We start from the raw sequence: 24652 nt of genomic DNA on the forward strand, positions 1-24652 counted from the left end.
CGCACTATTATCACACTTTAAAGGTTTGATATTGTCAGCTTTCTATTAAGTTAGTTGATTCATCAAAAGGAAAATTCATAAAGATATGAGAAGACAATTTAACCGACGCAAGTTTTTAATCTATGGTTCTCTAACTTTTGGAAGCAGCTTTTTTCTAAAAGCTTGCGCGAATAATTCTCCAACTGCTACAGAGAGTCCAGTCGCACCTCCTACTGCTTCCCCAGCTGCTGCTACTGCTGGTGACACCATCAAAGTAGGTATTTTGCACTCCCTTAGTGGTACGATGGCTATTAGTGAAAAAAGCGTTGTCGATGCTGAAAAATTAGCAATCAAAGAAATTAACGCTGGCGGTGGTATTTTAGGTAAACAAATTGAAGCAATTACTGAAGATGGTGCTTCTAACTGGGATACTTTTAGGGAAAAGGCAACTAAGCTAATAGATCAAGATAAAGTTGCTGTAGTTTTTGGTTGTTGGACTTCTGCTAGCCGTAAGAATGTGAAGCCAGTATTTGAGAGCAAAAATCATATGCTCTGGTATCCTGTGCAGTATGAAGGTCAAGAGTGTTCTAAAAATATTTTTTACACTGGCGCTGCGCCAAATCAACAAATCGAACCCTCTGTTGATTGGTTGTTGAAAAATAAGGGCAAAGAATTTTTCTTAGTTGGCTCAGACTACGTTTTTCCCCGGACTGCTAACACAATTATTAAAGCTCAACTCGAAGCTTTAGGTGGTAAAACAGTTGGCGAAGATTATTTACCGCTAGGTAACGCAGAAGTTACACCGATTATCACTAAAATTAAGCAAGCTTTGCCTAATGGAGGTGTAATTTACAATACTCTGAATGGTGATAGTAACGTTGCTTTCTTCAAACAATTGAAAGGTGCTGGATTGACACCAGATAGATATCCTTCCATGTCTGTCAGTATTGCCGAAGAAGAAGTTAAAGCAATTGGTGTAGAGTATCTTAAAGGTCACTACGCTGCTTGGAATTACTTCCAAACAGTAGACACACCTGCTAATAAGAAGTTTGTCACAGCTTTTAAGAAAGAGTACGGTGATAATCGGGTAACAAATGACCCAATGGAAGCAGCATATATTGCCGTTTATTTATGGAAGCAAGCAGTAGAAAAAGCTGGTACTACAGATATAGCTAAAGTGAGTGCTGCGGCGTATGGTCAAACTCTAGATGCACCTGAAGGTAAAGTGACAATGGATGCTAATCATCACATATCCAAAATTGTGCGAATTGGTCAAGTAAGGCTAGATGGTTTGTTTGATATTGTCTATGCTACTCCGACAGCAGTTGAGCCAGTTCCTTGGAATCAATTTGTAAAAGAGACTAAGGGATTTGCTTGTGATTGGACTGACCCTGCTAAGGGTGGTAAATACAAGAAAGTTTAAATAATTCGTAATGACGCTCCTACGTCGCTAACACTGGGCTAACATAATACTCGCCTCCGGCGAGAAGCAAGCTACGTAATTCGTAATTAATTAACGATTACGAACTATCAGAAATAAGTAGGGTGTGTTACGGCTTTAGCCTAACGCACCATCTTAGATAGCGGTGCGTTAGGCGCTCATGTGATGTTTGTAGTTACAAATCATATATAAATGTGCGCCTAATACACCCTACGGTAATTCTAAAAACTAGAAGCTGATATATAGGGGAAAAAAGTGTTAGCAGGATTTTTAGAAGCTGTATTTAATGGTATTAGTATTGGCGCTGTATTATTAATTGCCGCGTTGGGACTGGCGATTATATTTGGATTGATGGGTGTCATCAATATGGCACATGGTGAATTGATGATGTTTGGTGCTTACACAACATTTGTTGTCCAAAATGTCTGTAAGCAATTGGGCGGGGTGTGGTTTGAAGTCTACATATTTTTGGCTTTGATTATTGCTTTTATGTTCACGGCTACTGTGGGATTAATCTTAGAAAGAAGCGTGATTCGTTATCTCTATGGACGCCCTCTTGAAACTTTATTAGCAACTTGGGGAGTAAGTTTAATTTTTCAACAGTTGGTTCGCAGCGTAAATTGGGTATTGATAATTGGCATAGGCTTATTTTCTCTGTTATTTTTTGGAGGTTTATGGATTTTAAATTCTCGCACTGATTTGGGAAGAGTTCGTAACTGGATTGTAACGGTAATATTTTTATTATCGCTGGGGGTGACAATCACAACGGGCAATTTATTGAGTCAAACTTATCAGCTTAGAGTGACTCAACCTTGGTTTGGCGCTCAAAATGTGGATGTAACAGCTCCTACTTGGTTACAAGCAGGGATTTCTTTAGGTGGTGTACAATTACCCTTTGCTAGGTTATTTATTATTGCTTTAACAATAATCTGTGTAGCGGTAATTTATTTATTTTTGCAACGTTCTAGCTGGGGTTTAAGAATTCGGGCTGTGACGCAAAATCGGAGTATGAGCGCTTGTTTAGGAATTCCAACTCAAAAGGTTGATGCGATTACTTTTGCATTAGGTTCTGGTTTAGCTGGTGTGGCTGGATGTGCGATTAGTTTACTCGGTTCTGTAGGGCCAAATACGGGACAAAACTATATTATTGATACTTTTATGGTGGTTGTCGTTGGGGGTGTGGGCAATTTAGTAGGTACTATTGTGGCAGCTTTGGCTATTGGTACGGCTAATTTTTTAATTGGTTCTGGGACTTTGGCTTTGTTATTGACTCCTGTTAAACCTTTAGCTGATTTGTTTACTTTTTTTGCGACGACGAGTATGGCTAAGGTGATGGTATTTGCGCTGATTATTGTGTTTTTACAGTGGAAGCCTGGGGGGATTTTTCCGCAGAAGGGACGTACTGTTGATGTTTAAACGAACCGCCAAGACGCCAAGGACGCAGAGAATGAGAAGAAAGGGAGGAGGATTATTAATTGAGGTGGGGGTGGTGGTTGCGATCGCACTCTTGCTTATAATTATCATGCCAGTGGTACTTTCGGAGTTTCGTCTGAATTTGTTGGGGCGATTTTTGTCGCTGGCGATTGTGGCTTTGGGTATTGATTTGATTTGGGGTTATACTGGTTTACTAAGTTTGGGACATGGTATTTTCTTTGGTTTGGGTGGATATGCGATCGCAATGTACCTGAAACTGCAAGTCCCTACTGGTGAATTACCTGATTTCATGGGGCTTTATGGAGTCACGGAACTTCCGGGGTTTTGGAAACCTTTTTATTCTTTTCCTTTGACAATAGCTTCCGTAGTACTAATTCCAGGGTTATTGGGGGGATTGTTGGGATATTTAGTATTTCGTAATCGCCTCAAGGGAGTTTATTTTTCTATCTTGACTCAAGCCGGAACTATTGTATTTTTCAACTTCTTTAACGGTCAACAACAACTTTTCAACGGTACGAATGGACTGATAGATTTTACAACTTTGTTTGGGGCAACGGTTAGCGATAGTAAAACGCAATTTGTTTTCTACACGCTAACGGTAGTGTTTCTCGCAATCACCTACGGTATTTGTCGCTGGTTGACAACTGGGCGCTTTGGGAGGTTGTTGATAGCGATTCGTGATGATGAAAATCGAGTCAGATTTTCTGGCTACGATCCTACAGATTTTAAGGTGCTGGTGTTTGCAGTTTCAGGTGCGATCGCAGGTATAGCAGGAGCATTTTACACCCTTCAGAGTGGTTCTGTATCACCCAGAGCAATGGATATTGCCTTTTCGATTGAAATGGTGATTTGGGTAGCTGTAGGGGGACGCGCTACTTTAATTGGGGCGATTGTTGGAACTTTGTTAGTCAATTATGCCCGCACTTTTTTAAGTGAACAATTTGCAGAAATCTGGCTATTTTTCCAAGGCGCACTATTTTTGATAGTCGTTACAGTGCTACCTGACGGCATAGTGGGATGGTTGCGTAGTCAGAATATTTCTCTTTTCAACCGTCGTCAACAAATTGCTACATATCCCACCTTGGAAGAAGACCCCGAAGTGCAACATGAACGCGAAAATATTGGAAACTGAAAATGTAACTGTTAGTTTTGACGGTTTTAAGGCGCTAAACCAGCTAAACTTTAGCATGGATGTGGGTGAGTTGCGGGTAGTAATTGGCCCCAATGGTGCGGGAAAGACAACGTTTCTTGATGTGATTACCGGGAAAGTGCAACCAACGGTTGGGCGAGTTTTATTCAAAGGAAGAAACCTGCGTTCTTTACCTGAACATAAAATTGCACGGTTAGGAATTGGGCGCAAGTTTCAAACACCCCGAATTTATCTGAACTTAACGCCCCGCGAAAATCTAGAAATTACCAGTAACAAGAATAAAAATGTCTTTTCTACTTTGTTTGAACGTTCTAATACTGTTGAAAAGAATAGGATTAAAGGATTATTAGAAACTATCGGTTTAACGCCGAAAGCAGATATCAGAGCAGGTTTACTTTCCCACGGAGAAAAGCAACGTTTAGAAATTGGCATGTTAGTAGCACAGTCACCTGACTTATTACTCGTTGATGAACCAGTTGCTGGTTTAACAGATGAAGAAACCTACAATATTGGCGAATTACTTTTAGCACTAGCACAAAGTCATTCAATTTTAGTAATTGAACATGATATGGAATTTGTACGTCAAATTGCTCGAAAAGTAACAGTATTACATGAAGGTTCAGTGCTGTGTGAAGGGAATTTTGAAGAAGTTCAAAATGACTCCCGTGTGATTGAAGTATATTTGGGACAACAGCAAGAATGAAAAACTTGATTGCACTTTCTATTCACCTGCTAGTTCTGGTCGGTTTGCGCTGTTAAACACCTGCTCTACTGTTAGGGCCCAATCAGCAATTACCACTGATTCCATGCAAGTCGCACCTGTAAATACCTTATCCTCATACTGTCCTTCCACCCACTGACAAATCGTAATTTGTTGCATCTGTGGGTCAACAATCTAATACTCCAATATTTCCCTAGCGGCATACTCCGTCCGCTTGTAGCGATAATCACGAACGCGGTTTGCCGTTCCTGGAGAAACAATTTCAATCACTAGCGCAGGCGGCGGCATATCACGGGTAAGGGTGGCACGAGTAGCACCGATAAGGGCAGTATAAGATTCTTCTGTGTGAACCATTAAGTCAGGTAAACGACATCTCGCCCGTCGCCCCGCCACCTCAATTTCTATATCCTTATGAGCAACTAAATAAAAGGGGAAATATTTTAGTATTTCAACGAATAGAAATCTTGCCAAATTACTATTTTCCTGACTTTCTGGTGGGATCTCGACTAGTTTTCCATCCACCAACTCATAGCGCGTGTCTGTACCATCGTCATAGGTAAGATACTCCTCAAAGGTCAGCAGTTTTTGGGTTTTCGTCGTTTGGGTCATTTGCTTTGCCTTTTTACCCTATACGGACTACCACTAAATATCATTGCCATTCTAATCCAATACGCTTGGCTTAAAGAAAATCATAGGTTGGGGAGCCACTGCCCTATTTAAGTTGTGAAAAATATGGAGGCATTAACAACTGATAAACACTTTGAGCAAGAAGGTTTTACTCGTTTGTTGCGGTCAGTAGGCTAACATTGCTCTGCTGCTCTTACCTGTGAGCTTATTACGCATCCCAAACTTGAGCTAATTGACCTAGCAAACTTTGGTTTTAAACTTGTAAATTAGGTTTTTGAAATCAAAAATCTAATTTCTGACTCGAAAACTTAGTTTTGAACTTGGAAACTTAGTTTTGAACTTAAAAACTTAGTTTTGAACTTGGAAACTTAGTTTTGAACTTAAAAACTTAGTTTTGAACTTGAAAACTTAGTTTTGAACTCGGAAATTAGCTTCAAAACTCCTAGACCTGTTTTTTTGAACAAATTTCAGCAAATATACCCGCATTCCTCTTGTTTGCTCATGTAAATGCCACATTTTGATATAATTTGTCGCGAAAAACACAATCAAAGCACCTAACCCAACGGCAGTTAAAATCTAAGGAAGCTTAAGTTCATCCTGTCTCCTCTCCCCTTCCCTATGCTAAAAATCTCTAACCTTAACGTTTATTACGGTGAAAGCCATATTCTCCGCAATGTAGATTTAAACGTACCATCTGGGCAAATGGTTTGCCTAATTGGACGCAATGGCGTAGGTAAATCTACATTACTCAAAACAATTATGGGTTTACTCAAACCCCGCAGCGGTACAATTAACTTAGGTGGAGAATTAATCAACTCTAAATCTCCCGACCAAAGGGCAAAGTTAGGAATTGGTTATGTTCCCCAAGGACGAGAAATTATCCCCCGGTTAACAGTAAAAGAAAATCTGCTGCTGGGGTTGGAAGCTAGACGTAAACCAGTAAAAAAAGCAGAAATTCCAGAAGAAGTTTTTAGCTTATTCCCCGTGTTAAAAACCATGCTTTCGCGGATGGGTGGTGATTTGAGTGGGGGACAGCAGCAACAATTAGCGATCGCCCGTGCTTTAATGGGGGAACCTCAATTACTCGTCTTAGATGAACCTACTGAAGGTATTCAACCTTCAATCATCCTAGAAATTGAAGCCGCAGTCCGTCGCATCGTCGAAACTACAGGCATTTCAGTTTTATTGGTAGAGCAACATTTACACTTTGTCCGTCAGGCTGATTACTATTACGCTATGCAAAAAGGTGGTATTGTCGCCTCCGGTTCCACCACCGAACTCAGCCAAGATGTGATTCAACGCTTTTTAGCGGTTTAATTTTTGATATTTCTATATCAATTGTGTCAGCAGCAATCAAGTCTGCTGCTTCTTGTAAAAGCTCATTTTGTTCTTTTTGAATTGTTTCTAAGCGACTAGAAATTTCTGCTAATCGTTGTTGTTTATTTGGTTGAAAACTTTCAGGTAGTAAAGCTGGCAGATTCTCAGTTGTTTTAGTAGCTGTGATTCGTTGAACACCAAAGCTACCAACTTTAACTAAGGATAAAAAGCTAACTTGAATTAAAGCCTGAATTAATTTTATCGGTACTTTGAGTATTGACCAACTAGCTGTTTCAATTAAGCGGACAATTGCTTTGATGATGCTCCAAACTAGAGCAAGTGCAAACAGCAAAATCACTATACTAATAATTGGGTGATTAGTCGCCCAACTTAGTATTTGAACTAACCTAAAAAATATCGGGTGTTGTGTCAGCCAATCACTTGCAGAAGATGCGATCGCATCTTTAACTGCTCCCGATGTTGTACTCTTAAATTTATCAGCAGTTTGCCAACTTTGTTCTAAGCTTGTCGTAACTGTATTAATTGCTCTATCAGTTGTTGTAGTGGCTGTTGCCTTCAAAGACTCCCCAACTTGTTGTGCTGAGTTATTTAGAGAGTTAACATTTTCACCTACAAAATCTTTCACATTTTGCAAGCCTTGTAAAACTCCATTAGGCAAATGTATGTCTATTTGAGATACCATAAAACATTTCACCGAGGTTGAAATCTAACCCGCAACCCATCTTTAGGGCGATTAGTGGGAACCCTAACTGTTTCTAAACTTTGATTGGGTAATATCTCCCAATGATAACTACGTAGAAGATGAGCAGCAACAATCTTCATTTCCATTTTGGCAAAGGCTATACCAATACAGATGCGTGGCCCACCACCGAAACCAACTAAACTAAAAGGATACTTTTTGTGTTCTTGGCGCTGGGGACTGAAACGATCTGGATCAAAACGCTCTGGTTCAAGGTAGATTTCCTTTAGGCTATGAGTTATTACAATTGAATAAAGCAACTGCCAACCAGCAGGAACGTGATAACCTTTAAATTCAAAGTCTTTAATCACGCCACGAAACCCGCTTGCGGCAGGTTGATGTAATCTTTCAACTTCCCATAAAACCTGCTCTAAATAGGGCATTTTACCCAATTGTTCTAAATCCAAATCACCTTTACTTGCAAGTTGCAATTGTTCAACTCTTGCTTTTTCGAGTACTTCTGGATGACAGGCTAACTCTACACATAACCAAGTCAGCATCGAAGTAGTTGTTTCGTGTCCAGCAAAGAGTAACAGTAATGCTTGGGCGATGAGTTCTTTTTCACTCATCCGGTTACCTTCTTCATCTTGGGCTTGCACTAATAAACTTAGAGCATCTTTAGTTGGATTTTGCTGACGTTCTCTGACGACTTGAGTTAGATGCTCTAAAATCTGATTACGAGCTGCTATGGCTTTACCAAATGCCGTAAATGGTAAGGGCAACGGATTAATCGCAAACAGTCCATTTGTCATGACTGCAAACAACTGGCTAAGGCGCATAGATTCAGGGCCAGGACGCGTACCCAACAATAATTGGCTAGCAATATCAAATGTCAGCTGTTTAAATTCTTGGAACCAAGTAAACTCCTGTTTTTTCTCCCACTTTTGGAGATAGCCGCGTGTAATATCTTCCATTGTGGAAACATAATTCGCCAATGCTGGGCCATGCAACGCCGGCATCATCAAGCGGCGGTTTCTGCGGTGTTCCTCTCCATCTTGCAGAAAAAGTGATTCACCCAGTAACGTCTTGAAATTAGCAGGCCATCCCTCGCGCCAAGAAAAATTCTCCATATGGCTTGACAAAACGAACTCTAATGCCTCCGGCCCTGCCATAACCACAGTTGGTCTGCCAAGAAGATGAGTTTTGAAGATGGGCCCATACTGGTGATAGCGCTTTTTGTGAAAATCGCGGTCGAAAATAAAGGAGAGTGTTTCACCTAATATAGGTATACCAAAGCTTCCAGGAAGAATTTGATTACTTTTCATATGTTAAGTTTATGTTGCTCCAACAATGGACAAGGCGCTGCTTTGTCTACGCTCTAACTCGAAGCACTAGTATAAAACCGCAACGCAAACCGCCAAAACCAAGTGGAAATCAAAAACAGCACTACTGCTAATATTGCCGCACCTATCAACCAACTAATTTCACTCCGACCCAACAGCGCTTGGGCTGGTACAGTAGTTAAAAAAGCTACTGGCATCACAAAGGTGAAGAAAAAGCGGTAAGCAGTGGGATATGCGGCGATGGGATATCGTCCAGCATCCAACAAACCATGCAATACTTCGGTAACGTTGTATACTTTGACGAACCAGATACTCGTCGCTCCCAGCATAAACCACAGGCTGTACAGAATCACTAAGCTGAACAATAACGGCAGCACACCAAGTAGATAGTTGTCTATTCCTACACCGAGACGTTTACCTGCGTAGCCAATAATAATACTACCAAAAATTAGATCCGGGAGTCCCCAAGGTGAAAGGGTATGGGTGGAAAGCCAAAACTGACTGCGAATAGGTTTTAATAATATAAAATCCAAAGTGCCTTGTTGGACATGGCGGACAATGCGACTCAAGTTCGACGCCAAAAAAGTAGCAGAAAATCCTTGTAGTAAGGTAAAAATTCCGAGAACTACTAAAGCTGCTTCCCATGACCAACCGCTAAAAGTGTAGCCAGTGCGGTAAAACAAGAATAGTCCAAAGAGGCTGCCGACAAGATTTCCCAAGCTGCTGATGGTAGCTATGAAAAAGTTAATCCGATACTCTAATTCTGATGCGATCGCAGCAGTCCAAAATAGTCTTAGTACTTTCAAATATCTTTGCATTTTGCACCCTTAACATAAAATATGCTATCTGTAATTACATTTCCCAAGATTACACAATAACTTTACGTAAATTTAATATTACTTTTTATTCGGGAAAATTGCTAAACGTTAAGATGTGGTGGATCTATTGTTGAAAGGTAAGAAATTCTATGCATTTGGATTTACCACAACTGGTTAAATCAATTGGCTATCTTGGGGTATGGGCGATTGTCTTTGCTGAATCTGGCTTGTTAATTGGTTTTTTTCTGCCTGGAGATAGTTTATTGTTCACTGCTGGATTTGTCGCATCTCAGAATTTACTGAATATTTGGGTTCTGATTTTTGGTGCTTTTATTTGTGCAGTCTTAGGTGACAATGTTGGCTATTTTACTGGGCATAAATTTGGCAGAAGACTATTTTCAAAGGAAGATTCATGGTTGTTTCATAAAAAACATCTTGTTAAAACCCAAAACTTTTATGAACAGCACGGTAAAAAAACGATTGTTTTAGCACGTTTTTTACCCATTGTACGGACTTTCGCGCCGATTGTGGCTGGGATTGGTGCAATGCATTATCGCACATTTATGTCTTACAACTTAGTCGGTGGCTTTCTTTGGACATTCGGCATCACCATCTTAGGGTTTTTCTTAGGGAAATCTCTGCCACCGGAACAGGTAGATAAGTATTTGTTACCAATTATTGGATTAATTATAGTTATTTCTTTAGTGCCATCGATTATTCATGTAATACAAGAAAATAGAGCAAACAAAAGTTGAAATATTTTTTGTAGCTCCTTAGTAAATGTTTTCTTGTAGAGACTAAGTATATTTATTTACTCAAGCCACAAACATCAGAGCTTGATAAAATACCCTCATGACCGATAAAGAAAAAATACAGAGCAACTAAATTTATTTATGGGGATTTTGAATTTTGAATTCTCACCCACTAAGAAGTTTTCACTGCGTTCAAGATTGGTCGTAGGTGATGCTCCTGATCACCCAAAGCATCCTCCCCAGCCTACTTTGACGTTGAGGCTGGGTACTCCCGCGATCCGTTGAAAGGCTAGTTAAATTTTAGAAAATTGTTTAGCCTAGTAATATACCACAAAACTTTTTCGCAAGAGGTCTAATGAATCATTCTTACAAGAAAAATGTTGTCATTATGGGAGGAGGCCCGGCAGGATTAAGCACAGCTTTAATGTTAGCAAAAAGAGGTTGGAAAGATATTACAGTTATTGAAAAAAGACCATCAGCAGATTATTACGAACCAGATAAATCCTTTAGTTATCAAATTGATGGTCGAGGGCAAAAATTAACTGATTTGTTAGAACTAACTGCCAAACTAGCTGATTTAAGTGTCGCTAATACTGAATTTTATTTGACTCTCATTCAAAAAGACGGCACACGCAAAACAACGAAACTGCCCATTACTGATTCTAAACGCAAAACTGCTTATTGGCTGCCAAGAGCATCTTTTGTGGAGTTACTTTACCAAGAAATTCATCAACATTGGCAAGATTCGATTCAGGTCTTATTTAATACTGAAGCTGTAGAAATTAAACAACATGTAGAACATTTAGAAATTATCACCCAATCTCAATCTCAGGAAAAATTGAGCTTTATTCCTAATCTGATAGTGGGTTGTGATGGTTTAAACTCTATTGTACGTGAAACTCTTCATCAAATGGAAGGTCAATCACATTCCTTTGAAATGCAAAGATTTCCTTCTCCTAGTTCCGGTTTAAAATACAAAATTCTCACTTTACCCCCTCAATTTCCCTTATCAGAATCAGAAGGAGATTTAGCACAAACTACAATGGCTTATGCCATTAGGTCTACTTTTAAAGGGCGTAAAAAAGCAATTTCTCTGGGTTTATTACCCTTTAAAAATCCTCATCAACCAAGAACTGCAAATATTATTACCTACCCAGATCATCAAATCTGGCAATTAGAAACTAAAGAAGAAGTTAAACAATTCCTGAAACAAGCATTTCCTCAGCTTCCCCTAGAAAAGATTATTTTTCCTGAAGAAATAGCTAGATTTACATCTAGTGAAGGGGGGAAATTTCCTATTCCTCAATATTGTTCAGGGTTGTATAAAATTTGGGGAAAACCTGAAGATAACCAAGGAACAGCCGTAATTTTATTGGGAGATGCAACTCATTGTTTTCCTCCCGATATTGGACAAGGCGTTAATTCAGCTTTAGAAGATGTCTATCAAATTCATGAAATTTTGGCAGCAACTCAAGATAATCTCTCTCAAGCACTTCCCCGCTATGAAAGCTTACGTAAACCAGATATTAAAGCCTTAATCCGTTTAGCACAAATTAGTTATCCTTGGCAATATAATCAAGACCTTCTACAGAAGCGATTATGGAGTATTAACTTCTTTGGGCGCTTACTTTTGAATCGTTTATTACCTTTTTTCTTTAGTCCTCATTCCTTTTTACTAATTCAAAATCATGAACTATCTTACTCAGAAATTCTCGCTAAAAGTAATAGAACTACTCAAGTTTTAGCTATTTTAGGAGGATTGGCAATATTGACTTTAATCGTGAGTTTGATGACTTAGAAATAAAAACTTTTTGAGTTCTAAAAGCGAGTTGCAGTGGGTACGATATTTATTGGTTTTAGAATTGGTGCTGTGGATCGTTAGCTACGCTATAAATCTGTCTCAATCACCATGCCTATTTCACTCTTAAGTAAAATCAAACTCTGAGGTTAACTAGGGATTAATCGCCGAATTAGCCATTTTTACCAAAGAAGTGCGATCGCCTGCTTTTAGCCCAACAATATATTGCCCACCTTGTTGTCTCCAAGTCAAGGTAGCATCTGAGCAACCAGCACCACAAGTAAAATCTACAAAATAGCCAGTGATGCCCTTAGCTAAGGATACACGTTTCCCAGTCAGGCTAGGTGTTTTATGGGTTACAGCTTCAGCAGAAATAACGCCCAAACGACAGGCAGAGGCACCATTACAATCGGGACTGAAAGCCAGTAAAATCTCGTAGTTTTTTTGCGTAGCAGCTTCTATAATCGCATAAATTGGATTTTCCCCATCTGACTCAGGAATAAACTTCGGCAATAAAATCTTAATTTGAGTCTTTTGCTTTAATTTGGGCAGAATAGATTTAAAAACTGGGTGTGGCTGGGTTTTACTCTGCTGTGCTATCAGTTGGGACTGGTTGTTTATAGTGGCGATCGCTGATTTGTGAAAGCTGTTAACGCTGACTAATAAAAATACGGCACACACAGCACTAGTATTTCTGAAGCTTAAAATCATCTTTTAAAACCTATATCATCTAAAGTACTTATTTGTAATACCCATTTTGAGGATCAAATTACGTATTAAAGAGCGCTTGGAGTCAGCTAAACTGAAGAAGAAATTGCTTAATAAGTTTTTATAATTCTGTTATGAGTACTGATTCATCTGTTAATTCCCCCGATAAATCTGAATCCCCATTCGGGAAGCGTTTGAGAAACTTCTTGATTGTAATGGTAGCGATCGCTCTAGGCGTTGCCCTGATCTTAGGATTGCGAACTGAAACAACCTCGGTTTCCCTTACCAAGTTAAGCGATTCGTCCATACCGCTAGAAGTAGCAATCAGCAACGGCAAACCATCTTTAGTAGAGTTTTATGCAGATTGGTGTACTGTCTGTCAAAAAATGGCACCAGATATCGCTCAACTAGAAACAGAGTATGCTGACAAAATGAATTTTGTCATGCTGAATGTGGATAATACGAAGTGGCTACCAGAGATGTTGAAATATCGGGTGGATGGGATTCCCCATTTTGTATTTTTGAGTCAGCAAGGGGAAACCATAGCCCAAGCGATTGGTGATCAACCCCGGACGATTATGGCTAGCAACTTAGAAGCTTTGGTTACTGGTTCGTCTCTCCCCTATGCTGAAGCTAGCGGGAAAGTTTCCAAATTTTCAGCCCCAGTAGCACCAACAGCTAGTCAAGATGATCCCCGCAGTCATGGCAGCCAGGTGGTAAATTAGCAAAAACAACAGGATCTCGAAGTTTGGGCGATAAAAAGGAAATCCAAAGCAGGCAGACTTGCTTAATGCGATCGCCCTAAAACTTCACTTTTAATGTCTGTCAAAAGCTCGCTTGTCCGGCCACCAAGTATGCGATCGCATCAAGCCATCTTGAAAGCGACTTGGGATTTGTGAGCGAAAGTTGGGAATGCATCAGTATGGAAGCGATCGCAGTCCATGCTGGGGTAGGTAAACCTTATTCTATTATCCAAAATACAAAATTGATTTACCTTCTACAGAATAGACTCCCGCTTGAGACGCTTATGAGCGTACATTAATTCGTCAGACTTGGCGATTAGTTCTTCTAGTGACATATTGCTTTCTGGTGAGTAACGCTCTATGCCGATACTCATCGAAAGTTCATAGCTACGGTTTTGCTCTTGATTAAAGTTGGCGATATTTGCTTGCAGACGTGCTTGGATGCTATCAGCGTCCTTAAAGTAGCTGGAGATGAAAATAATGAACTCATCTCCACCCAAGCGAGCAACAATATCCGAGCTCCGAAAACTTTGCTTGAGTAATTCAGCAGCATCAACAATCAAGGCATCTCCCATGTCGTGACCAAGGGTGTCGTTAATCTGTTTTAGCCCATCTAAATCAATGAAAATAACCCAGCACAAAACTTTCATGCGGTGAGCAATTTTTAACCGTTGTTCAGCCATCACGAAGAAGCCACGTCGGTTATACAAACCTGTTAGTTCATCGGTCAGCGATAACTTGCCTTCTTTGCACTCTGCTTGTTTGCGGTTGTGAACTTCCTGAATGAGTTCCATCTGAGCGATGACCTGCCGAGTTAGGCGGCGCAGTGCATCCAACTGCTGGAAACTTAGTACACGAGGAACGGTATCGATCACACACAACGTTCCGACAGGAAAACCATTGGGCGTAACTAGTGGAGCGCCAGCATAAAAACGAATTTTGGGATTATTTTTGACTAAGGGATTATTAGCAAAGCGATCATCTTTGATGGCGTTGGGAACCACTAATATATCCTTTGGTTGAAGAATGGCATGGGAGCAAAAACCCCACTCTCTGGGTGTTTCTGTAGCTTTTAGTCCAAAATTAGATTTAAACCATTGGCGATCGGCATCAACTAAGCTAATTAAAGCAATTGGAGTCTTACAAACGTAGGCAGCAAGAGCAGTTAGGTCATCAAATGCTTGTTCAGGTGGGGTATCGAGAATATTGTAGTCCGTCAATGCTTTGAGCCTTTCTGCTTCATTTTCAGTCAAAGGAACAGCTTGTGTTTTTACAGATGAATGTCTAAGCCTTAAGTAGAAAAGTCTGGTACGGTGGAAATTTTGCAATAACCGCAGGGCTACTTCTCCAGTATCAAGGCTGTTTAGTCTAAACATTTTTGTAACAAAAATCAATATTCGGTTGAATATACAGAAATATTATTACACGATCATCTTCATACCTTTAGTTTGCTCTGTTGTTCATTTCACCTAACTTTAACTGTGCAAATTCCCTGAGTATGTAGATGCTTTACAAGGTCTTCTACCCAAAGCTAGGTTAAAAATTATCAAAACTTATTAAGGTGTGAGAGTTCTTCGTCAATACTTAATATTTTTGATACTACCAATTTTTATAATATGCATGGAAGTATCGAGGGACGGCTTCCAACCCTCGCTACTTCTCCTTATGAGCTGTTCTCTACCAGAGGCTACGCCGAGCTTGCTTCTCCGTAGTAGTACGGAAGCCGGAAGTCAATAAACATCAATAAATAGACAACCAACCAGAACGGTGAAATAATTTTCTCTTCCTAGAGCAATTTCCAATAACACATCAAGCTCAAATTAGTCTTTATACGACTCCAAAATACCACTGCGAATCATTAGTTGTGGCCAAAACAATACGAAAAATCCCATCCACGTTACTACAGGAATAGAGACGAGAACTGTTAACCAGATAGTTTTAAATAGTAACCAGCTACCACCAATCAGTGTTACACCTGTGAGAACTATAGACCAGGGTTGACACCACCAAGGTTTGTAATTCCAAGGACTTACGGGCTTTTGTTCAGACATTGGTTTTACTTAATAAAACTCCAAATTTTCCTTTAACAATTTTTAGGATAAATGCAGATAAATTCAATGGTATTACTATAGCGCTTCTCGTTTGTATTCAATACACTTTGACCGAAAAAGACTCATGATACAAGCCCCTAAATTTATTTATGGGGATTAAAAATGTTTGACTTTTGACTTTTGACTTTTGACTTCCCCGTTCGCGTAGCGTCCCGTAAGCAAGGGGCTGACCTCACTCCTTTTAGGAGAGAGGCTTTGAATCTTACCCCCTAACGCTACAAGGGTTGGGGGAAAAGTGTAAGTCCTGTCCTTAACCCAAGCGTATTGTGATCTGAGCGTGACGGGTTTGCCAGATATACATCAATCCTCAAGTATCTCCAACAACTGCACCTCACTTAACTGCGTAATTCCCAAAGATAGCGCTTTTTCTAATTTAGAACCTGCATCTTCTCCTACCACCAAATAATCTGTTTTTTTACTTACTGAATCAGTCACTTTTCCACCAGCTTTTTGAATCAAAGCCTTTGCATCATCTCGCTTTAAATTTGGCAATGTACCCGTAATTACAAAAGTTTTACCTGCAAACTTTTGATTACCATCACCAACTGTTTTTGTTGACTCTGTGGCAGTTAATTGCAATCCTTCTGCTTGCAAACGTTCTATCAACCTTTGGTTGGCGTCAATCCGAAACCACTGGTATACAGATTGGGCAATTTCAGCACCGATACCGTAAATTCCTTCAATATCTGATTGCTTTGCTGTCGCTAACTGGTCTACAGTGAAATATTTCTGACTCAACAATTGGGCATTTACACTGCCAACGTGACGGATGCCTAAACCATACAATACCCTTGACCAAGGTTGGTTTTTCGATTGAGCGATCGCATCTACCAACTTTTCTGCTGACTTTTGCCCCATTCTTTCTAATGCAGATAATTTCTCTGCTGTCAACTCATATAAATCAGCGACGGAATGCACGAAAACTTTATCAACGAGTTGATATACCAACTTTTCGCCTAAACCTTTAATATCCAAGGCATCACGACTTACCCAATGTTCAATGGAACCTTTGAGAATCGCTGCACAGGAAGCATTGACGCACCGAGTTACTGCTTCACCTGATTCTCGCACCACTGGTTGACCACAAACTGGGCAATCAGTGGGCATAACGAAGGGTTCAGTGTCAGCAGGGCGGAGTTCTTTGATTACCCTCACCACTTCTGGAATGATTTCCCCAGCTTTGCGGACAATGACAGTATCGCCAATGCGGATATCTAATTGAGCAATGCGATCGCTATTATGTAAAGTCGCGCGGGAAACTGTTGTTCCCGCCAGTTGCACAGGGCGCATCTCGGCTAACGGGGTTAACGCCCCCGTTCGTCCCACATTCACAGCAATATTTTCCACACGGGTGGGTGCTTCTTCGGCTGGGTACTTCAAAGCGATCGCCCAGCGAGGGAATTTCTGCGTAAACCCTAGCTGTTCTTGAAGTTTAAAAGAATTCAGCTTCACTACTACCCCATCAGTCATGTAAGGTAAATTCAGCCGTTCTGTATCCCAGTATTCATAATATTTTGCCACTTCTGCGATCGAGGCACACAGTTTGTGGTTGGGGTTGACTCGAAAACCCATCTTTTTCAACAACTCCAAGGCTTCCCATTGGGTATTGGCAATACTGGTGTCATCTCTACCAGGAATGTGCAAGGTGTAGCCAAAGAAATCTAACCGCCGTTTGGCGACAATGCGGGAGTCTAATTGCCTGAGTGTACCAGCTGCGGCATTACGGGGATTGGCAAATAATTGCTCACCTGCTTTTTGCCTTTGCGAGTTAATTTGTTTAAATACTTCCAACGGCAAAAATGCCTCGCCTCGCACTTCCACCTTTTCCAGAATTTCTAACCCTTCAAAATTCAAACGCAAGGGAATTGAGCGAATTGTCCGCACATTTTGGGTGATATCTTCACCTATCACCCCATCACCTCTAGTTGCACCCCTAACTAGAATGCCATTCTGGTAGGTAAGAGCCAAAGCAGAACCATCAATTTTGAGTTCAGTGACATATTCCACTAAGTCTATTTTAGATACTTGTCGCCGCCAACGCTGATCCCAGCCTTGCAACTCATCAATATTGAATGCATTCTCCAAACTGTACAAGGGGATATTATGCCGCACCGAGGTAAACTGCGTATGCCTAAGCTCACCTACGCGCTGAGTCGGACTATCGGGAGTCGCCAATTCTGGATACTGAATTTCCAGTTGTTGCAATTCTCGATATAGCTGGTCATAGACTGCATCCTCCATGATTGGAGCATCTAAAACGTAATAAGCTAAGCTTGCTTGTTGCAATAACTGGCGCAGTTCTTCTGTACGTTTTACTTCCGGCTTAATCTGGGTCATTAGACTTATTACAAAATACCTAGCGAATAGAATAGCCTGCATAAGCAGGCTTTGTTTGGGTAGCCACGACTTGTAGTCGTTGGGACTTAGCGATCCCAGTCTTCGACTTCATATAAAAATCGAGTTTTGCCAATCAGTTTACGATTAGCAGAGGTACTTTGGACAAATACAACATACTTTTCTAGGTTACTCGGTTTAATCCTAATCGTTGCATCCATCGGTAGACCTAACATTTCTCGTGCCGCACCTCCTTCAAATAAATCACCCGTTCCCCGATCCATTAAGATAATTTCTTTTTGAGCCTGGATAGTTTCTGTTTTTGTGAATTCGTAGAAACCCCGCCCTATTTTAAAACTCAAACCATTTTCCAATACAAAGGCTTTAATTGAAATATCTTGTTCAATCTCTAAAATCTGGAAACGCCCTGGAGTAACTGCCCGTAAATCAGCCGATTCGTAATAGGATGTTGCTTCCCGGTTCATCATGGTGTTAAATATTTTATTTAACCCCCGGCTCATGCGTCCTTGGTCAATTACTTCTTGTTCATAAGCTTGTAGCTGTTCATTAGAAGATTGTTGGTAGCAAACTGCTAAAAACAAGTCACTAATATAGGAAAACTGATCTAAGTTGATATGAAAACCGCCAGACTTTTCTGCAAGTTCTTGATAAAAAGGAGTGGCATGAGAGCGATTGAGTGCTTGAACTCCGTAAACTGTAATTTCTGCCTCAGCTAATTTATCTAACTCTTTGCGCCAATTTAGTTTTTTCGGATTGTGTGCTGGAGGATGGGGAATATCATCGCCAATCAAAACCAATGATTTTGTTGCTGATTTTGACCAAGATAAAGATTGGGATTCGTGTAATACCAACTCGTAACATTCTGGTGCATCTCCACCACCAGTAGGTGCGACATTTTGCACAAAATCACAGATAGCATCAACATCACCGGATATATTAAATGTTTTGGTGACATAAGTTGAGCCTTCATCACAGTAGTCACCATGAGCAATAATTCCAATCCGAATTAAGGGAATTTCGTCTATCAGCCTGGTAACGGTATTTTTGATTTTTCGCCGTACCTGGGTAAGACAAGGATACATACTCCCAGTTGTATCAAAACTGAAAACAATCTCAATATTATTACTAGTCATCTGCTCACCTAAATTAATATTTATTTTTTAACTTACAAAATTTCAAATGGCACGCAATCATGGTTAAAAATTTTACAGGTAAACCTTCAATTATCATTGCTCACCGAGGTGCTAGCGGCTATCGTCCAGAACATACTTTGGCTGCTTATGAATTAGCGATCGCACTTGGGGCTGACTATATTGAACCTGATTTAGTTTCCACTAAAGACGGTGTTTTAATTGCTCGTCACGAAAATGAGATTTCCGAAACCACCGACGTTGCCAGCCATGCAGAATTTGCTCACCGTCAAACCACTAAAATAATTGATGGCGAATCAAAAACAGGTTGGTTTACTGAAGATTTTACCCTGGCAGAATTGAAAACACTACGAGCCAAAGAGCGAATTCCTCAACTGCGATCGCAAAATACCGCCTATGATGGACTCTTAGAAATTCCTACGCTGCAAGAAATCATTGATTTAGCTAAAAGTAAAAGTGCCGAAATTAATCGGGCGATCGGCATTTACCCAGAAACTAAACACCCAACTTACTTTAAATCTATTGGGTTAGCCTTAGAAACACCCCTACTTGCAACTTTGACAGCCAACGGTTATCAAGGAGCCAATGCACCTGTTTTTATTCAGTCTTTTGAAGTGAGTAATTTACAAGATTTATCCACAAAGACTGATTTACCTCTGGTGCAATTGCTGAATAACAGTGGTAAACCTAATGATTTTGTTGTTAGTGGCAATGATAGCACTTATGCAGATTTAGCAACTGCATCAGGTTTAAGGGAGATTGCTAAATATGCACAGGCGGTTGGTATTCATAAAAATTTGCTGGTTCCTAGAGATAGTAGTGGTAAATTGCGTAGACGCGGAGCGGCTTGTCGCCAGATATCGCCTACATCTTTAGTCACAGATGCTCATGCAGCTGGTTTGCTGGTTCATGTCTGGACTTTCCGCAATGAAGACTGCTTTTTACCGTTGGACTTTCAAGGAAATCCCCAAGGGGAATATGAACTATTTTTCAGCTTAGGTGTTGATGGCGTATTTAGCGACTACCCAGATACGGCAGGTTTTTACTCTACTGTCCAGTGGTAATTTAGTAGAGTAATAAAAAATCATGGAAAAGTCACATGCTTTTACTTAAGTGGAAATCCTGTATAACTGCAATAACCTTGACCGCAATCAGTCTTACTGCATCCAAGTCGGTATTGGCGGCATCTCTATACTCAGTTACTGACTTGGGCGCTCTTACGGGACAAGCCTTCAGTTATGCTACAGGCATCAATGACTCAGGTGAGGTAGCCATTAATTCTTTGACGAGTTCTTTTTTTTACAGCAATGGTTTACTTAAAAAAATTAGTCCCCTGCCTGGCGATAATCAACTTGGAGTAACTGGTATCAATAACTTGGGGCAAGTAGTTGGTAATTCCGTTGGTAGCAATAACTTTACTCGAAATAACCCTTTCCTATACAGCAATGGCATCACCCAACCCCTCTCTATCCAAAACGCTATTCCTTATGCGATTAATGATCGCACCCAAATAGTAGGGGGAGCAAGCGGACTCGGATCTTTTTTATACAGTAATGGGATAGCAACCAGCATCGGAACTCCTGGTAATGTTGCCTACAGTTTAAATAACTTGGGACAAGTAGTAGGTATTCTCAGTTCAAACACAGGTTTTCTGTACGAAAACGGCCAAACTACTAATTTGGGGACTTTGCCAGGTGACGCGTACAGCGTAGCAAATGATATTAATGACTCAGGACAAGTGGTAGGTAGTTCTGGACTTAGTGGAATAGATGATGGTCGTGCTTTTCTGTACAGTTCTAGCACGGGACTCCAAGACCTCGGTAGGTTACGTCCTACAGATTTGTTCAGTGCTGCTATAGGGATCAATAATTTAGGTCAAGTAGTCGGGTTTTCTGGCACTAACAATGACTTTTATACAACAGATGGCAATAGTTTGCGGGCTTTTCTTTATAGTGATAACACTCTGTACGACCTGAATGACCTGATTGCTCCTGATTCAGACCCTGGCTTTACTTTGACAGCAGCATCTGCCATTAATAATAATGGACAAATTGTTGGTCGTGGTGCAGTTAATGGTGAATTACACGCATTCCTCTTGACACCAACCTCATCTGTCTCTGTAGCTGAACCAACTTCAAGCGTTCCTATTTTGTCGTTCGGTGCTATTGTAACTTTATTTGCAGTACTCAAGCACAAACGTCACTCTAGCAGTGCAGCCATACAACAAACAAGTTAATGCAATAAATTTAGGTAAACAAAGTGATTATTTGAGAATATAGATTTATTTAATATCGCCTAATTCCCCTTCCTGCAAAACGCTAAGAGGTTGTTTGAAAAGTGGTTGGCTGTGATTTTAGGCACTAACTGATCCCCCTTAGCCTACGCCAGTCGCTCCATTTGGGGAGACCCCTACAGCCCTACGGGCATCCTACGGCAGGCGCTAGCCTCTCACGAATGGGAGAAGACCGCGCTGGCTCCCCTTAAAAAGGGGGAACCGGAATCAAAGTCCCCCTTTGTAAGGGGGATTTAGGGGGAGCTAGAACGTTTTGTTACCGAGAAGAAAACTTTTCAAACATCCTCTAAGGAGAACTACGTGATCCTTGCTGCAAAATATGTTTACGCACTGGCTCTAAAACCAAAAGTGAAAAGTGATGTCTACGACGGGCTATTTGGCGTCGCACCTATGCAAATTTAGTGACTGAATCATGTTTGAAAGATATTGCTAAATATATACATAGGCGGTTGACATTTAAAAAAATTCACTATTTCCTAGAGACAAGACTGGGAAGTTGTTCTCAATTTTCACAAACTAGTTATTACCTGAGCTAATTGATTAGATAAATCAACTACAGAATCTTGGCATTTTTTAAATAAAACGCCAGCTAAAAAGTAATAATCGCCAGAATAAAAGGCCATTTTATTTTTTCGGAGTTCTTCTATGTGGTTCTTTACCTTAGGATCAGAGCTATAGTAGCCAAACTCCAAAGGTAACACCATGAACTTTTGAACACAATATCCATTTTCTTTTGCTAGGTTCAGCGTACTTATGGGATTAGAAAAGCTAGATATTAAAACCAACACATTTTCATAACCTAACGACAAAAGCTCATTGGTAACTGTGGCTCCATCTACGCCCCCAAATAAGAGTGGCATATAAATATCATTATCTGGTGCAGGGAGATATGGTGGATTCGCTACAAGATATTCTGCATCGGGTTGAGAAGAATTAAACAAAGATGAATTATGGATTATGTATTTATTAGTGAGATTATATTCATCGATGGTTGAATTGGCGACTTTCCATGCAGAAGTATTTAATTCAAATCCCTGAATTACACCATTAAACTTGTTTCTTAATAAAGAATTAATTACAGGACTACCATCTCCTGAGCCAAACTCCACAATAGATTCGGAATTTTTACAATTTCTGATCACAAAGCTTTCTAAGCAGTTGGAGTAGAAATTAGATTCTTCAGGACAAAAAAAGATATCTTTCATTTGACTACAATTCAATGTGTAAGGTATAATCAATGTGATAGAAGGTTATTTAATACCTTAATTTGAAGGCAATAAATAACCGTTCCTTTAGTAAAGAATTCTCACTAAAGAAATTGGGTTGTAGGTGGATTTGCAATAGAATAATTTATAAATGTGAAATTAGAAATGCCAGAAAGAATCTGCCATTTTAAATTCCTAATTTTTTAGATTACTCACATGAGTCAGGCGGCTTGTTCTGCTTCGCGGATTGATCGCACAACAGCAGCAGCGGCGCGATCGCCCATTAGTTTCTCCTGGTCATACCCAAGCACCAGTTCCCATGCATCATTGGAATATCGTTCTGCCAAAGGCAAAGCCACATCATCCAACATCCAACGACCGTGGCGTTCATCTTCTTTGATGTGCAGTTCCCAATAACCCATTGCCGCCTCTGAGAGTCCCAGTCGTTGCGCCGCCGCCAGATAGTTTCTATAAGCCGCAGGCCCAGCCACCTCAAAATAAGTCAATCCGCCACTATAACGGAGGAAATAGCGTTTGCGATCAGTAGTCAGAAAGCTATGATTAGCGCAAGCTAGAACTTCCCAAGGTACTAAATCGAAATATCCTTCTGGTTGAGTGTTCATCCCAAACTCAGCCAGCATTTGAGCAAAAAATGTCGAATGCTTGCGGGATAAACGACCATTGCCGTATTCTTCTAGTAATACTCGCACCAGCGTACACTGCACTTCATTTGCAGCACCACCTAATACGTAGCAAAGACGACTACCTTCTACCAAACCATCAAAGGAGCCGATCGCTAATAAGTGACGATAGCCAACTTCAGTCATTTCTTCACGAATGTAGCGACTACTCTCTGATAAAGGTGGATTTAAATCGGCAGATGCACGCTCAATCAAAGCTTGTTTTACATCTAATTTTTGCAGTGCAGGCACATCGATTTGTGCCAGTTCCCACTTTTGCCAAGCAGCTTCAATTTGGTCACGACATGAGTACAAGTAAGGCGATCGCTCATTGCTATAGTGCCGCAAATCGTCGTACCAAAACAGCTTTAGCCGATTAATTCGATAAAGTATCCGCTGAACAAAACGGTGAGCCTGTTCATCAGAGCGATCGTTTTGATAGGCGGCGTGAATTGCTATAGAGAGCGTCTGTTCAAACTCACTGGCTCTTGCAGGTTTTAGATCCAGTTGATTGTCCAAATCCTCCATTGCTAGCAGTTCTATAAATTGTTCCTCAGCACGGTCGTACTTGGTAATTGTTCTTTCTTCTGTTTGCGTGCTCTTTTTCGCAGCCCCAGCGTTAGGAAATATAACTAAATTGCTTTGCATGAAATCTTCGGTAGCTTTGCAAAAGTGAGAAATTAATTTCACCTCTAACACTTAGGTTTTCACATAACTAGCTTTCTGTACCTCTTTCCCTGGTTATAAAGAAAGATTAAGTTTAGAAGAACACAGGGCATTGGGCATTGGGCACTTGTACTGAGCGAAGTCGTAAAGCCTGCGGCATAGCTACGCTTAGGGCGCAGGCTCTCCAAGAGTTGTATTGGGCATGGGAAATGAGTCTTTAATACTCGCCGACGAGTCTTTGAACTCCGTTAATGAGTCTTTGATACTCGCCGACGAGTCTTTGATACTCGTTAATCAGTCTTTGATACTCGCCGACGAGTCTTTGAACTCCGTTAATCAGTCTTTAATACTCGCCGACGAGTCTTTGATACTCGTTAATGAGTCTTTAATACTCGCCGACGAGTCTTTGATACTCGTTAATGAGTCTTTGATACTCGCTGACGAGTCTTTGAACTCCGTTAATCAGTCTTTGATACTCGCTGACGAGTCTTTGAACTCCGTTAATGAGTCTTTGAACTCCACTCCTCTGCCCCCCTGGTTACTGAGCGCAATGATGCACTGAGCTTGAGGAAGTGTCTAAATATGCCGATCAGTTATTGAGCGCAGCGATGCACTGAGCTTGACGAAGTGTCGAAGTATGCCCCCTGGTTACTCAGCGCA

23 protein-coding genes are annotated in these 24652 nt (G+C 40.6%); 11 read left to right on the forward strand and 12 right to left on the reverse strand.

Going from position 1 to position 24652, the window contains the following annotated elements:
- Nucleotides 1-85 precede the first annotated feature (85 nt).
- From urtA to urtD, 4 genes are all read left to right on the forward strand, one after another.
- Nucleotides 86-1402, forward strand: coding sequence for an urea ABC transporter substrate-binding protein (urtA, locus tag V7K40_RS19380; protein WP_334962475.1), 1317 nt, complete (start codon nucleotides 86-88; stop codon nucleotides 1400-1402).
- Nucleotides 1403-1675: 273 nt separating this feature from the next.
- Nucleotides 1676-2836 carry an urea ABC transporter permease subunit UrtB gene (gene urtB, locus V7K40_RS19385; protein ID WP_334962477.1) on the forward strand — a complete coding sequence of 387 codons (1161 nt, stop codon included), beginning with the start codon at nucleotides 1676-1678 and terminating at the stop codon, nucleotides 2834-2836.
- 31 nt (nucleotides 2837-2867) lie between these two features.
- Nucleotides 2868-3986 carry an urea ABC transporter permease subunit UrtC gene (gene urtC, locus V7K40_RS19390; RefSeq protein WP_334962479.1) on the forward strand — a complete coding sequence of 373 codons (1119 nt, stop codon included), beginning with the start codon at nucleotides 2868-2870 and terminating at the stop codon, nucleotides 3984-3986.
- Nucleotides 3961-4707, forward strand: a complete 747-nt coding sequence (gene urtD / locus V7K40_RS19395) for an urea ABC transporter ATP-binding protein UrtD (protein WP_334962481.1) — start codon at nucleotides 3961-3963, stop codon at nucleotides 4705-4707. Before urtC ends, urtD begins: the two co-directional genes overlap by 26 nt.
- 18 nt (nucleotides 4708-4725) lie before the next feature.
- Here the strand turns inward: urtD and V7K40_RS19400 are convergent, their stop codons facing one another.
- Together V7K40_RS19400 and V7K40_RS19405 are read right to left on the reverse strand one after the other, a co-directional pair.
- A complete protein-coding gene (locus V7K40_RS19400) occupies nucleotides 4726-4884 on the reverse strand; it encodes a hypothetical protein (RefSeq protein ID WP_334962483.1) in 159 nt (52 codons plus the stop codon).
- Between the two features lie 15 nt (nucleotides 4885-4899).
- On the reverse strand, nucleotides 4900-5334 hold the full coding sequence (locus tag V7K40_RS19405) for a Uma2 family endonuclease (protein ID WP_334962485.1): 435 nt from the start codon (nucleotides 5332-5334) through the stop codon (nucleotides 4900-4902).
- A gap of 636 nt (nucleotides 5335-5970) precedes the next feature.
- On the opposite strand from V7K40_RS19405, the gene urtE reads away from it, so the two are divergent.
- A complete protein-coding gene (gene urtE, locus V7K40_RS19410) occupies nucleotides 5971-6669 on the forward strand; it encodes an urea ABC transporter ATP-binding subunit UrtE (RefSeq protein ID WP_334962487.1) in 699 nt (232 codons plus the stop codon).
- On the opposite strand, the gene V7K40_RS19415 is transcribed toward urtE, so the two are convergent.
- From V7K40_RS19415 to V7K40_RS19425, 3 genes are read right to left on the reverse strand one after another with little or no spacing between them, the layout of a single operon-like run.
- Nucleotides 6632-7372: a hypothetical protein gene (locus V7K40_RS19415; RefSeq protein ID WP_334962489.1), complete on the reverse strand. Its 741-nt coding sequence runs from the start codon at nucleotides 7370-7372 to the stop codon at nucleotides 6632-6634. The genes urtE and V7K40_RS19415 overlap by 38 nt on opposite strands.
- 8 nt (nucleotides 7373-7380) lie before the next feature.
- Nucleotides 7381-8694 (reverse strand): cytochrome P450, encoded by a 1314-nt coding sequence (locus V7K40_RS19420; protein WP_334962491.1) that lies wholly within the window; start codon nucleotides 8692-8694, stop codon nucleotides 7381-7383.
- A 53-nt stretch (nucleotides 8695-8747) separates the two neighbouring features.
- Nucleotides 8748-9530 (reverse strand): ABC transporter permease, encoded by a 783-nt coding sequence (locus V7K40_RS19425; protein WP_334962493.1) that lies wholly within the window; start codon nucleotides 9528-9530, stop codon nucleotides 8748-8750.
- 149 nt (nucleotides 9531-9679) lie between these two features.
- Here V7K40_RS19425 and V7K40_RS19430 point away from each other — a divergent pair, with 149 nt between their 5' ends.
- Both V7K40_RS19430 and V7K40_RS19435 read left to right on the forward strand, forming a co-directional pair.
- The gene (locus tag V7K40_RS19430) at nucleotides 9680-10285 is read left to right on the forward strand and encodes a VTT domain-containing protein (RefSeq protein WP_273768959.1); all 606 of its coding nucleotides are present in this window, start codon (nucleotides 9680-9682) and stop codon (nucleotides 10283-10285) included.
- A 352-nt stretch (nucleotides 10286-10637) separates the two neighbouring features.
- Complete coding sequence (locus V7K40_RS19435) at nucleotides 10638-12080, forward strand: NAD(P)/FAD-dependent oxidoreductase (RefSeq protein WP_334962498.1); 1443 nt, start codon at nucleotides 10638-10640, stop codon at nucleotides 12078-12080.
- Nucleotides 12081-12233: 153 nt separating this feature from the next.
- On the opposite strand, the gene V7K40_RS19440 is transcribed toward V7K40_RS19435, so the two are convergent.
- Nucleotides 12234-12791, reverse strand: a complete 558-nt coding sequence (locus V7K40_RS19440; protein WP_334962500.1) for a hypothetical protein — start codon at nucleotides 12789-12791, stop codon at nucleotides 12234-12236.
- Between the two features lie 131 nt (nucleotides 12792-12922).
- Between V7K40_RS19440 and V7K40_RS19445 the strand changes: the two genes are divergently transcribed.
- Complete coding sequence (locus V7K40_RS19445) at nucleotides 12923-13513, forward strand: thioredoxin family protein (protein WP_334962502.1); 591 nt, start codon at nucleotides 12923-12925, stop codon at nucleotides 13511-13513.
- A gap of 272 nt (nucleotides 13514-13785) precedes the next feature.
- Here V7K40_RS19445 and V7K40_RS19450 read toward each other — a convergent pair whose 3' ends face one another.
- From V7K40_RS19450 to V7K40_RS19465, 4 genes are all read right to left on the reverse strand, one after another.
- Nucleotides 13786-14907, reverse strand: a complete 1122-nt coding sequence (locus V7K40_RS19450) for a sensor domain-containing diguanylate cyclase (protein WP_334962504.1) — start codon at nucleotides 14905-14907, stop codon at nucleotides 13786-13788.
- A 444-nt stretch (nucleotides 14908-15351) separates the two neighbouring features.
- Nucleotides 15352-15582: a DUF6737 family protein gene (locus V7K40_RS19455; RefSeq protein WP_334825845.1), complete on the reverse strand. Its 231-nt coding sequence runs from the start codon at nucleotides 15580-15582 to the stop codon at nucleotides 15352-15354.
- Between the two features lie 360 nt (nucleotides 15583-15942).
- Nucleotides 15943-17979: an NAD-dependent DNA ligase LigA gene (gene ligA / locus V7K40_RS19460; protein ID WP_334962506.1), complete on the reverse strand. Its 2037-nt coding sequence runs from the start codon at nucleotides 17977-17979 to the stop codon at nucleotides 15943-15945.
- 86 nt (nucleotides 17980-18065) lie between these two features.
- The gene (locus V7K40_RS19465; protein WP_334962508.1) at nucleotides 18066-19130 is read right to left on the reverse strand and encodes a vWA domain-containing protein; all 1065 of its coding nucleotides are present in this window, start codon (nucleotides 19128-19130) and stop codon (nucleotides 18066-18068) included.
- A 59-nt stretch (nucleotides 19131-19189) separates the two neighbouring features.
- Here V7K40_RS19465 and V7K40_RS19470 point away from each other — a divergent pair, with 59 nt between their 5' ends.
- Both V7K40_RS19470 and V7K40_RS19475 read left to right on the forward strand, forming a co-directional pair.
- Entirely contained in the window at nucleotides 19190-20212 is a 1023-nt protein-coding gene (locus V7K40_RS19470) for a glycerophosphodiester phosphodiesterase (protein WP_334962510.1), read from the forward strand.
- 77 nt (nucleotides 20213-20289) lie between these two features.
- Nucleotides 20290-21384 carry a DUF3466 family protein gene (locus tag V7K40_RS19475; RefSeq protein WP_334962512.1) on the forward strand — a complete coding sequence of 365 codons (1095 nt, stop codon included), beginning with the start codon at nucleotides 20290-20292 and terminating at the stop codon, nucleotides 21382-21384.
- Nucleotides 21385-21950: 566 nt separating this feature from the next.
- On the opposite strand, the gene V7K40_RS19480 is transcribed toward V7K40_RS19475, so the two are convergent.
- Both V7K40_RS19480 and V7K40_RS19485 read right to left on the reverse strand, forming a co-directional pair.
- Nucleotides 21951-22646: an SAM-dependent methyltransferase gene (locus V7K40_RS19480; RefSeq protein WP_334962514.1), complete on the reverse strand. Its 696-nt coding sequence runs from the start codon at nucleotides 22644-22646 to the stop codon at nucleotides 21951-21953.
- Between the two features lie 221 nt (nucleotides 22647-22867).
- Nucleotides 22868-23974 (reverse strand): iron-containing redox enzyme family protein, encoded by a 1107-nt coding sequence (locus V7K40_RS19485; RefSeq protein WP_334962516.1) that lies wholly within the window; start codon nucleotides 23972-23974, stop codon nucleotides 22868-22870.
- Between the two features lie 220 nt (nucleotides 23975-24194).
- Here V7K40_RS19485 and V7K40_RS19490 point away from each other — a divergent pair, with 220 nt between their 5' ends.
- Nucleotides 24195-24554: a hypothetical protein gene (locus tag V7K40_RS19490; protein ID WP_334962518.1), complete on the forward strand. Its 360-nt coding sequence runs from the start codon at nucleotides 24195-24197 to the stop codon at nucleotides 24552-24554.
- The last annotated feature ends 98 nt before the right edge of the window (nucleotides 24555-24652 follow it).

Source organism: Nostoc sp., assembly GCF_036917195.1.
Lineage (GTDB): Bacteria > Cyanobacteriota > Cyanobacteriia > Cyanobacteriales > Nostocaceae > Nostoc.

Coding starts and splice junctions, on each gene's coding strand:
- urtA (WP_334962475.1), top strand. CDS start 86: ATGAGAAGACAATTTAACCGACGCAAGTTTTTAATCTATGGTTCTCTA.
- urtC (WP_334962479.1), top strand. CDS start 2,868: ATGAGAAGAAAGGGAGGAGGATTATTAATTGAGGTGGGGGTGGTGGTT.
- urtD (WP_334962481.1), top strand. CDS start 3,961: ATGAACGCGAAAATATTGGAAACTGAAAATGTAACTGTTAGTTTTGAC.
- V7K40_RS19400 (WP_334962483.1), bottom strand. CDS start 4,884: ATGCAACAAATTACGATTTGTCAGTGGGTGGAAGGACAGTATGAGGAT.
- V7K40_RS19405 (WP_334962485.1), bottom strand. CDS start 5,334: ATGACCCAAACGACGAAAACCCAAAAACTGCTGACCTTTGAGGAGTAT.
- urtE (WP_334962487.1), top strand. CDS start 5,971: ATGCTAAAAATCTCTAACCTTAACGTTTATTACGGTGAAAGCCATATT.
- V7K40_RS19415 (WP_334962489.1), bottom strand. CDS start 7,372: ATGGTATCTCAAATAGACATACATTTGCCTAATGGAGTTTTACAAGGC.
- V7K40_RS19420 (WP_334962491.1), bottom strand. CDS start 8,694: ATGAAAAGTAATCAAATTCTTCCTGGAAGCTTTGGTATACCTATATTA.
- V7K40_RS19425 (WP_334962493.1), bottom strand. CDS start 9,530: ATGCAAAGATATTTGAAAGTACTAAGACTATTTTGGACTGCTGCGATC.
- V7K40_RS19430 (WP_273768959.1), top strand. CDS start 9,680: ATGCATTTGGATTTACCACAACTGGTTAAATCAATTGGCTATCTTGGG.
- V7K40_RS19435 (WP_334962498.1), top strand. CDS start 10,638: ATGAATCATTCTTACAAGAAAAATGTTGTCATTATGGGAGGAGGCCCG.
- V7K40_RS19440 (WP_334962500.1), bottom strand. CDS start 12,791: ATGATTTTAAGCTTCAGAAATACTAGTGCTGTGTGTGCCGTATTTTTA.
- V7K40_RS19445 (WP_334962502.1), top strand. CDS start 12,923: ATGAGTACTGATTCATCTGTTAATTCCCCCGATAAATCTGAATCCCCA.
- V7K40_RS19450 (WP_334962504.1), bottom strand. CDS start 14,907: ATGTTTAGACTAAACAGCCTTGATACTGGAGAAGTAGCCCTGCGGTTA.
- V7K40_RS19455 (WP_334825845.1), bottom strand. CDS start 15,582: ATGTCTGAACAAAAGCCCGTAAGTCCTTGGAATTACAAACCTTGGTGG.
- ligA (WP_334962506.1), bottom strand. CDS start 17,979: ATGACCCAGATTAAGCCGGAAGTAAAACGTACAGAAGAACTGCGCCAG.
- V7K40_RS19465 (WP_334962508.1), bottom strand. CDS start 19,130: ATGACTAGTAATAATATTGAGATTGTTTTCAGTTTTGATACAACTGGG.
- V7K40_RS19470 (WP_334962510.1), top strand. CDS start 19,190: ATGGTTAAAAATTTTACAGGTAAACCTTCAATTATCATTGCTCACCGA.
- V7K40_RS19480 (WP_334962514.1), bottom strand. CDS start 22,646: ATGAAAGATATCTTTTTTTGTCCTGAAGAATCTAATTTCTACTCCAAC.
- V7K40_RS19485 (WP_334962516.1), bottom strand. CDS start 23,974: ATGCAAAGCAATTTAGTTATATTTCCTAACGCTGGGGCTGCGAAAAAG.
- V7K40_RS19490 (WP_334962518.1), top strand. CDS start 24,195: ATGGGAAATGAGTCTTTAATACTCGCCGACGAGTCTTTGAACTCCGTT.